The sequence below is a fragment of the Moorena sp. genome, from assembly GCF_982860115.1.
Genome location: NZ_CEYLVT010000065.1, coordinates 25528 through 33406, shown reverse-complemented (window position 1 = coordinate 33406; position 7879 = coordinate 25528). Strand labels below are relative to the sequence as shown.

The window sequence follows — 7879 nt, the reverse complement described above, 5'->3', positions numbered from 1 at the left end:
AGTTGGCTCGGGAGTTGGCTCGGGATCGGGCTCGGGAGTTGGCTCGGGCTCGGGCTCGGGAGTTGGCTCAGGAGTTGGCTCGGGAGTTGGCGATACACCGTTGAGGTCTATCACTGGAGCATGATTACCGAATAGGACATAGCTATTCCCTGAAGTGTTGCCATTGTCTCCACTAAGCTCAAGACCAGGTGCGCCAATAACTAGGTCATCAACGCCATCACTATTAACGTCTTTTGCTTTACTGACTGAGAAACCTAGGGAGTCAGTACCTTCGATAACTAAGCCATTTTCCCCGTCTAAAGTAGAAAGGTCTACACTGCCAGTAGCTCCCAATTCTTCACTGCCGAACAGCACATAAACTTTGCCTGCACCTTCAGCTCCAATCGCAAAATCAGCAAACCCATCTTTGTTGAGATCCCCAGCATGACTAACTGACCAGCCCAGGAGACCCTCTGCTTCAATCCCTGTGATAGCAAAGCCGTTGGTACCGTTGAGGCTGGCAAGGTCTAAGTTACCTGAAGCAGCAACATCCGTGCCGCCAAACACTACGTAAGCCTCGCCAACATTAGTCTGGGTATCTGAGTCAACAAAGGGAGCCCCAATGATTAAGTCACTAAAGCCATCACCGTTGACATCGCCAGCATCACTCACGGACCAGCCTGCACTGTCACCGCGATCAAGGGTGGGACTTTGATCAATACCATCAATCACGAAGCCAGTTGTGGGGTCGGAGGATATTGATGAGAGGTCTAGGGTTCCACTGGCACTGAGAGTCGTACCACCGAAGACTACATAAGTCTTGCCAGCAGAACTGTTGTTAATCAGAGAATTACTACCAGGAGCACCGATAGCGAAATCCTTGATGCCATCACCATTGATATCCCCAGCACTACTAACTGAAAAACCTGCCAGGTTTCCTGGAACACTACTGGTGAGGACTAGGCTAATGCCAGGAGTTACTGTACCCCCAAATACCACATAAGCTTCGCCAGGATTAATACCGGGAGGAAAAGTAGGCAAAAAAGCATTAGGAGCACCAATCAAGAGGTCATCGTTTCCATCGCCGTTAACGTCCCCTAAATTGCTGATGGAATGACCGGAAAATTCACCAGCATCGATACCATTGATAGCTACGCCAGATGAAAGATCTACGCTACCAGTAGAGCCAATAGTAGAACTGCCAAATATTACATAGCTAACGCCATTGTTGTTGGTACCAGCACCGGGAGCACTTACGAATAGGTCACTCGTACCATCACCATTGATATCTCCACCACTGCTAACGGAGAAGCCTAAGAATCCAGTTGAATTAAGACCCTTAATAACAAAACCCTTACTAGGCTCTGCTGGGTCTGCTGGGTCAAATGATTCAATGTCAGCGAGTTCGATGCTACCGCTAGCACCTACATCTGGACCACCGAACACCACGTAGCTTGTACCTGAAAAAAGGCCATTGGGATCTGCCCCTGGGGCTCCGATAATCAAGTCAGCATTGCCATCACCGTTGATATCTCCGGCGCTGCTAACTGAGAAGCCGGAGCGGTCACCTAACGTAACACCATTAATAGAGAACCCATTACTGCCGTTAAGGTTTGAAATATTAAATACTTGATTTGACATAGTTAAGTTGGTAGATGTCTATATCCTTTCGATTTGCCATCATCTCAGCTAATCCTAGTGATTGGGACGAAGATTGTGATAAATTCATCAAAATTTTACTTAATTCTGAAGCAGTATAGCAGAAATCTTTATATTGTGATTGTAAAGAAATAGCTATCGTAACATAGCGATTACGGGCTTTGAGGTATTAAGTCAGTCAATATGATTAGAATTTATAAGATTTTCGTTGTTGGTAGCTAATTGGTGTTGCTGAAAAGTCCGCTAATCAAGGGATAACCTTCCTAGACAATCCACCACTCAACCTTCATGGTTTTATTCAAATACTTATGCACTAAATAAAATCAGTTATGTAAAGATTTCGCAAAACCGCCAATTTGGCACGACAGTATTATTCAATTGTGCTAGTCATTTGTGTTTATGGAGACCTAATTTCTCCATCTCCCCATCTCCCCATTTCTCTATCGTCCCATCGCCCATCTCCCCATCTAGATTATTGGGATAATCACCATAATCCCATCGAATCTAGCTTTCTCAGCTCAAAACGGGATAACTAAAAATAAATCCCTTCAGTCTTGATCAGTGTACATCTATGACATATTGCCTGAGAATTGCTGATATTCCGATCAGTGAACGTCCTCGTGAGCGATTAGTTGCTCTAGGAGCTAAAAATCTGGCGACAGCGGAACTGCTAGCAATTCTTTTAGGTACAGGTCAAGGCAAAGGTAAGCTTTCTGCCATGGGTTTGGGACAGTTGATCTTACAGGAACTTGCCAAAGACCAACGAGACCCAATGGCTGTGTTGCGGAATATTAAAGCTCAAGAATTGACCCAAATTCATGGTGTTGGACTAGCCAAAGCCACAACGATTTTAGCCGCAGTGGAGCTGGGAAAACGGGCATTTCTCTCTCGAGCAACAGAAGGTGTAATTATTGATAGTCCAGCCTCCGCAGCAGCATCGTTGAGTCATGACTTAATGTGGCAAAATCATGAACGATTTGCGGTGTTGCTACTCGATGTTAAAAATCATTTGTTGGGTACTCAGATTATTACTGTTGGTACCGCAACAGAAACCATTGCGAATCCCCGGGATATTTTCCGAGAAGTGTTGCGCCAAGGAGCAACACAGGTAATTGTGGCTCACAACCATCCCACTGGGAGTGTTGACCCAAGTTTTCAAGATATTACTCTTACGGAACGGTTATTACAGGTAGGTCAACTTTTATGTATTCCGGTATTGGATCACTTAATTGTTGGCAATGGTAATTACCAGAGCATACGGCAAGTCACGAAACTGTGGGATGAGTATCCCCAGGAGGATTGACGTTTAGCTGTGGCAGACACGGAAGGGTTCCCTCACCACACATCTCATACCGGAATAATTCCCGAATAATTACCCTTAATCAAACCCTACCCATCTCCTCACACGCCCCAAACTTCCCAAACTACCCATCTCCTGTGTCCCGGAAAATGTTAAGTTAAGTATCAAAACATGTCTTTTCTTTACAAAAGACCCGATCACCCTATTGGTGATCTATCACCTCCCACGTATCATCAAAAAACTATTACAAGGATTCAGCCATGGTTAGTAAAGTCCAAAAGACTGAAGCAGAGTGGAAAGAGCAGCTAACACCGGAACAGTTTAAAGTCACCAGACAGAAGGGAACGGAAAGAGCCTTCACTGGAGCATACTGGAACAATAAGGACAAGGGTATCTACAAATGTATCTGTTGCGGCACAGAGCTATTTCACTCCGATACCAAATATGATTCTGGGACAGGTTGGCCCAGTTTTTATGCACCTATCAAAGAAGAGAATGTAAAGGAGGAACCGGATAACAGCCTATTTATGCGCAGGACAGAAGTGTTGTGCGCTGTCTGTGGCGCTCACCTAGGTCACGTGTTTAGCGATGGACCACAACCAACAGGCTTACGCTACTGTATGAATTCTGCTTCCCTTAGTTTCGAGAAACAGGATTAAAAAAATAGGATTAATGTAAGCATTCAGCCGTCAGCCGTCAGCCGTCAGCTTTTCGCTCACGCTGCGCGAACAGCTTATTTTATTCAAAAGCACCTCAAGTAGCCTGCCCGTAGTGCATAAGCTAATAGCTATCAGCTATTAGCTGATAGCTGAATACTTACAGATTAATCAGATCAAGTCTCCTGAGTTTAATTGGGAAAATCAATTATGGTCTGTCGATAAAACTGGGGCATTCCGGTATCAAAATATTTGCCTTTAACTAGATAACCGGTTATGCCCTCTTCTTGTCGCAATTTATCAAGACAGGATGTCAGCTGAAATTCACCTTTTTCACGGATATTGTGGTTGATGTGCTCTTCAAGATAGTCAAAAATTTTCGGCTTAAGTACATACATACCAAATACCGCTAAAAACTGATCCGCTGCCATTCCTTCCATATGGAGATGGGCTCGCGCATACTCAAGAGTAGGCTTTTCATAAAGCTCTGTCACACCCAACCGTGATTCTGACTCTTCCCAAATCCCAGTCACACAACCGGCTTTATGAATAATCTCTCCTGGCATTACGGTCAAGGCAACAACGCTCTGCTGAACCTGGTTATAAACCTTTAAAACTTGACTAGCACAAGAATTTTCATGGTCAGAAGTGTAAACATGATCCCCCAGCAACAATAGAAAAGGCTGATCATTTACCCATTCTTTTGCACAAAATACAGCATGACCATAGCCTTCTTGCTCCTCTTGAATCAAAAAGGTAATTCTCTGGCCTAAATCCTGTAAATATTGGCTGTATGCTTGGTTTTCTGGAGAGAGTTTATCGAAGAGTTCGGGTTTGGGGGTGGACTTAAACAATTCTTCAAAATGTTTGCGATCGCTTTTTTGAACCACAATCCCCACTTCTTCTATCCCAGCACTGACTGCTTCTTCCACAATCGCCATGATCACTGGTTTCGCCCTACCATCCCGGTCAATAATCGGAAATAACTCTTTTTTTACCACTTTGGTGGCTGGAAACAAACGGGTACCAAAACCCGCTGCGGGAATTACAGCTTTGCGAACGTTATTGGTCTGCATAAATCGTTAACATCAAAGATTCCATTTGGGGGAAATCACGCTCAATAATTTTAATTAACTTTTGTTGACTTTCCTTGTCTTTAACAATAAATTGTGCACTACCATCCCCTTGAGAGCCAACTCCCTTTCCCCCTAGGATATAAGGTTGTATTGGTTCATAATTCAGGATTTGGTGTAACACTCTAGCAGTTAATTGCTCAGGGCAAGCAGGGATAAGATAGCGGTCGAATTCAGCTTGTGCCTGGTTCATCAAGGCACCAATCCGTTCAGCATCACCCCTTTCCAGAGCCTCAACGGCCTCCTGAGTAATTTTAGAACTGATTGAACCAAGATAGTGCTGAACATTCTGTTGTATTTCGTTAGTGGCGAATGGATAGCACTGATTCAGTTTACCGAGTATTTCCTGAGTATTTTTACTAGCCCCGAGGTCTACAATTACAAAAAATAGATTCCGAGGTACCTTGAGTTCAGTAATATCGGTGTGATCACCATCAAACATCATCATGATCGGTCGATTGCCATAAGCACAGGCGAAATCCATCCGACCACATTGGGAAGGGGTGGTGGTTTCCCCTAGATAGGCTAACTCCATTTCCTCTTGGAGGCTCATGTTTAAGTCATACAGGAGATTGAAGCTGCGGGCAACTAGGACGGAAATTGCTGCACTTGAGGATAGCCCTTTCTTGATCGGTAAGTCAGTGCGGTAATTATCGATTTCAATTCCACCGACAGGATAGCGAGAGAGACACTGGTAGGCAACCCCAGCAGCATAACTAAAAAAACCGCCTTTTTTAGCAACAGCGAGCAGAGCACTCCTTTCCATTGGTAAACTAATACAAAGGCTCGGGGCACCCTCCCGACCGGAAGTACGAATAATCAGCTCGCTCGAATGAGATAACAGCAGAGCATAAAGTCCCTGATTGGTTCCGGTGATTAGGGTGTAGCCTCTTTCGAGCTGGGGATTTAGGCAGCGATAGCCTCCTGCCCAATCACTATGTTCCCCAAATAGACAAAGGCGACCTGGAACAAACACTTTCATTACTGAGTTAAATGCAAACGCAGTTTTGATTGCAATAGAATACAGCCGGTGATTGCAGTGGTAGATTCTGACAGGCTACAGTGTATTTTACGGAGCTCCAAAGCACTATATAAAGCACTATAGTATGAAATTGCCATCCCAGGGATTGCATTCAAAGACGGCAAGACACCACCAAACCGGTAAACTCTCGATAGAGGGGGCTACCGATCAATGCTACTTGGTATTAACTAGAACGTTTGAAACCTCTATGTGGGTAGATAAAAATAAACGTAACGTGGGCTAACTACATGGAACGTTTTATGTTAACTACTTGCAAGCTTTGGCTGTGCATCCCTAAGGTCAACAGTTAACAGTCAACATAGTTAACGTGATTCAAATCACGCTTTACTGGCAAAAGGTTAACAACTTATTAAAACTTAAATCACCCCAGATCAACCTCAGCTATTTGATTATGAATAATGCCAGGAAAAATTTCATCAGGGAAATCTAGAATGACAGCTTTGATTAATTTGGAAACCTCCCAGACCAGTGCTTGTGTCACTGCTTGGCTCAGAAAGCACACCCTTTATCTAGGGTTCATTGGTCTGTATGTGGTAGAATTACAAAGTATCTTGGCTCACCGGGGATATTACTTTGGTCCATTAGATGGTGTGTTTGACACAGAGATTGAATATGCTGTGCAAGGCTACCAGCAAAAGGTATTTCTCAGACCAACTGGTATTGTAGACCAAAAGACCTGGCAAGCTCTTCTGAGTGGTGCTCCGGTCAATATGCCGATTCTACGTCCTGGCAGTTTTGGTGAGGCTGTCAGAAACGTCCAAGAAGTACTTTGGATTAGTGACTACTATACCGCTAAGATTGATGGCATCTTCGCTTCCCTGACACTCGAAGCAGTGCAACGTTTCCAACTCGACAAGGGTTTGCTAGGCAATGGTGTAGTTAGTGAACACACCTGGAACGCCTTGAGCGACATGCCTCGCTATGTCTATTAGGCTATGTCTATTAGTGGGTTAGTCCTGTCCTAAAGGATTGATACCAAGTTGCGATCAATCAAAGATATTATCCTTTGAACTGGTGAGGGAGTGAGCAGGTGAGCAGGTACTAAATTATGAAGGCAACTTGGTATGATTAGGGGTGTTCAGGGGGGCAGTTGGGGGAAAGAAGCAGCAAGAATTACGGATATGAACGCCAAACTGTCAGCTAACTGGGGTAAGCTGACAGTTATGTTCCTGGCAAAGAGCCAGGATTGATTTAGCAATCAGTGGCAAGACGCGATGAAGCGTTCGCGAAGCGTGGCCTTTGGCCTCAGCTTCCGCTAAAAGCGATGAAGCAAAGCTTCCGCTAAAAGCGAACGCATCCTCTACCCATGCCATGGCAACAACCATGCCATGGCAAGATTTCTACATTGTTAAAAATCTCCAAATTCCCCCAAATTGAACCGCAAGCATCAGAAAGCATCAGAGCTATACTACCATCTTGTTTAACTGATTCCTTAGCACATTAGACTTAATAACGGCAACTATGTTATGTTAATTTTCATGAAGCTCCTGAAAATTGACATAACAATATGAACCTGCCAGAGTCTGTTAAATTTTGGTCTCAATTCTTCCACCCCTTACTGATGTGGGTGCTGCTAGCGGCATCCTTCTATGCTCTTTATCTCGGTTTGAAAATCCAAAAGACTAGAACGGCGGAAGGTGACGAAAAGAAAGCGCTAGTTAAGGGTCAATATAATGTTAAGCACCATCTTGTTGGTTCAGCGTTGCTATCAATGATGGTACTCGGTACTATCGGAGGTATGGCAGTAACCTACATTAACAATGGCAAGTTATTTTTTGGACCCCATTTGCTGGCTGGTTTAGGCATGACCGGAATTATTGCTACCTCTGCCTCTCTGACACCATTAATGCAGAAAGGTCAAACTTGGGCTCGCTATAGTCACATCGTCCTGAATGTTGCACTCTTGGGACTATTCAGCTGGCAAGCCATCACCGGTATGCAAATTGTCCAGAAGCTTCTTAGCAATCCGTAGATGATTTGATGTATCTAGGGGCGTGGTATTTTACCCCCCCTAGGATGGTGTTAGAGTTGGAATGCCAAAACTTAAACTTAGCTTTTGGTTGCTTTTGAGACTGATAGCTGATATATGACCCCTAAGAATAAATCTAAC

At 44.3% G+C, this 7879-nt stretch carries 6 protein-coding genes and 1 pseudogene; 4 read left to right on the top strand and 3 right to left on the bottom strand.

Translation table 11 applies throughout. From position 1 onward, the window contains the following. Window positions 1–1620, bottom strand: a pseudogene (locus AC4II3_RS13440) (hypothetical protein); the annotation flags it as partial. 589 nt (window positions 1621–2209) lie between these two features. On the opposite strand from AC4II3_RS13440, the gene radC reads away from it, so the two are divergent. Both radC and msrB read left to right on the top strand, forming a co-directional pair. Further along, on the top strand, window positions 2210–2941 hold the full coding sequence (gene radC, locus AC4II3_RS13435) for a RadC family protein (RefSeq protein WP_488012349.1): 732 nt from the start codon (window positions 2210–2212) through the stop codon (window positions 2939–2941). Between the two features lie 257 nt (window positions 2942–3198). After that, window positions 3199–3597, top strand: coding sequence for a peptide-methionine (R)-S-oxide reductase MsrB (gene msrB / locus AC4II3_RS13430; protein WP_488012351.1), 399 nt, complete (start codon window positions 3199–3201; stop codon window positions 3595–3597). A 188-nt stretch (window positions 3598–3785) separates the two neighbouring features. Here msrB and AC4II3_RS13425 read toward each other — a convergent pair whose 3' ends face one another. Continuing rightward, the gene (locus tag AC4II3_RS13425) at window positions 3786–4670 is read right to left on the bottom strand and encodes a sugar phosphate nucleotidyltransferase (protein WP_488012353.1); all 885 of its coding nucleotides are present in this window, start codon (window positions 4668–4670) and stop codon (window positions 3786–3788) included. After that, window positions 4657–5709, bottom strand: a complete 1053-nt coding sequence (locus AC4II3_RS13420; RefSeq protein WP_488012355.1) for a mevalonate kinase family protein — start codon at window positions 5707–5709, stop codon at window positions 4657–4659. Before AC4II3_RS13420 ends, AC4II3_RS13425 begins: the two co-directional genes overlap by 14 nt. A gap of 491 nt (window positions 5710–6200) precedes the next feature. Between AC4II3_RS13420 and AC4II3_RS13415 the strand changes: the two genes are divergently transcribed. Then, complete coding sequence (locus AC4II3_RS13415) at window positions 6201–6701, top strand: peptidoglycan-binding domain-containing protein (protein WP_488012357.1); 501 nt, start codon at window positions 6201–6203, stop codon at window positions 6699–6701. 575 nt (window positions 6702–7276) lie between these two features. Further along, window positions 7277–7741 (top strand): DUF4079 domain-containing protein, encoded by a 465-nt coding sequence (locus AC4II3_RS13410; protein WP_488012361.1) that lies wholly within the window; start codon window positions 7277–7279, stop codon window positions 7739–7741. The last annotated feature ends 138 nt before the right edge of the window (window positions 7742–7879 follow it).

Excerpts from the sequence above, each read along its gene's own strand:
- radC (WP_488012349.1), top strand. The coding sequence starts at position 2,210 with ATGACATATTGCCTGAGAATTGCTGATATTCCGATCAGTGAACGTCCT.
- AC4II3_RS13410 (WP_488012361.1), top strand. The coding sequence starts at position 7,277 with ATGAACCTGCCAGAGTCTGTTAAATTTTGGTCTCAATTCTTCCACCCC.
- msrB (WP_488012351.1), top strand. The coding sequence starts at position 3,199 with ATGGTTAGTAAAGTCCAAAAGACTGAAGCAGAGTGGAAAGAGCAGCTA.
- AC4II3_RS13425 (WP_488012353.1), bottom strand. The coding sequence starts at position 4,670 with ATGCAGACCAATAACGTTCGCAAAGCTGTAATTCCCGCAGCGGGTTTT.
- AC4II3_RS13420 (WP_488012355.1), bottom strand. The coding sequence starts at position 5,709 with ATGAAAGTGTTTGTTCCAGGTCGCCTTTGTCTATTTGGGGAACATAGT.
- AC4II3_RS13415 (WP_488012357.1), top strand. The coding sequence starts at position 6,201 with ATGACAGCTTTGATTAATTTGGAAACCTCCCAGACCAGTGCTTGTGTC.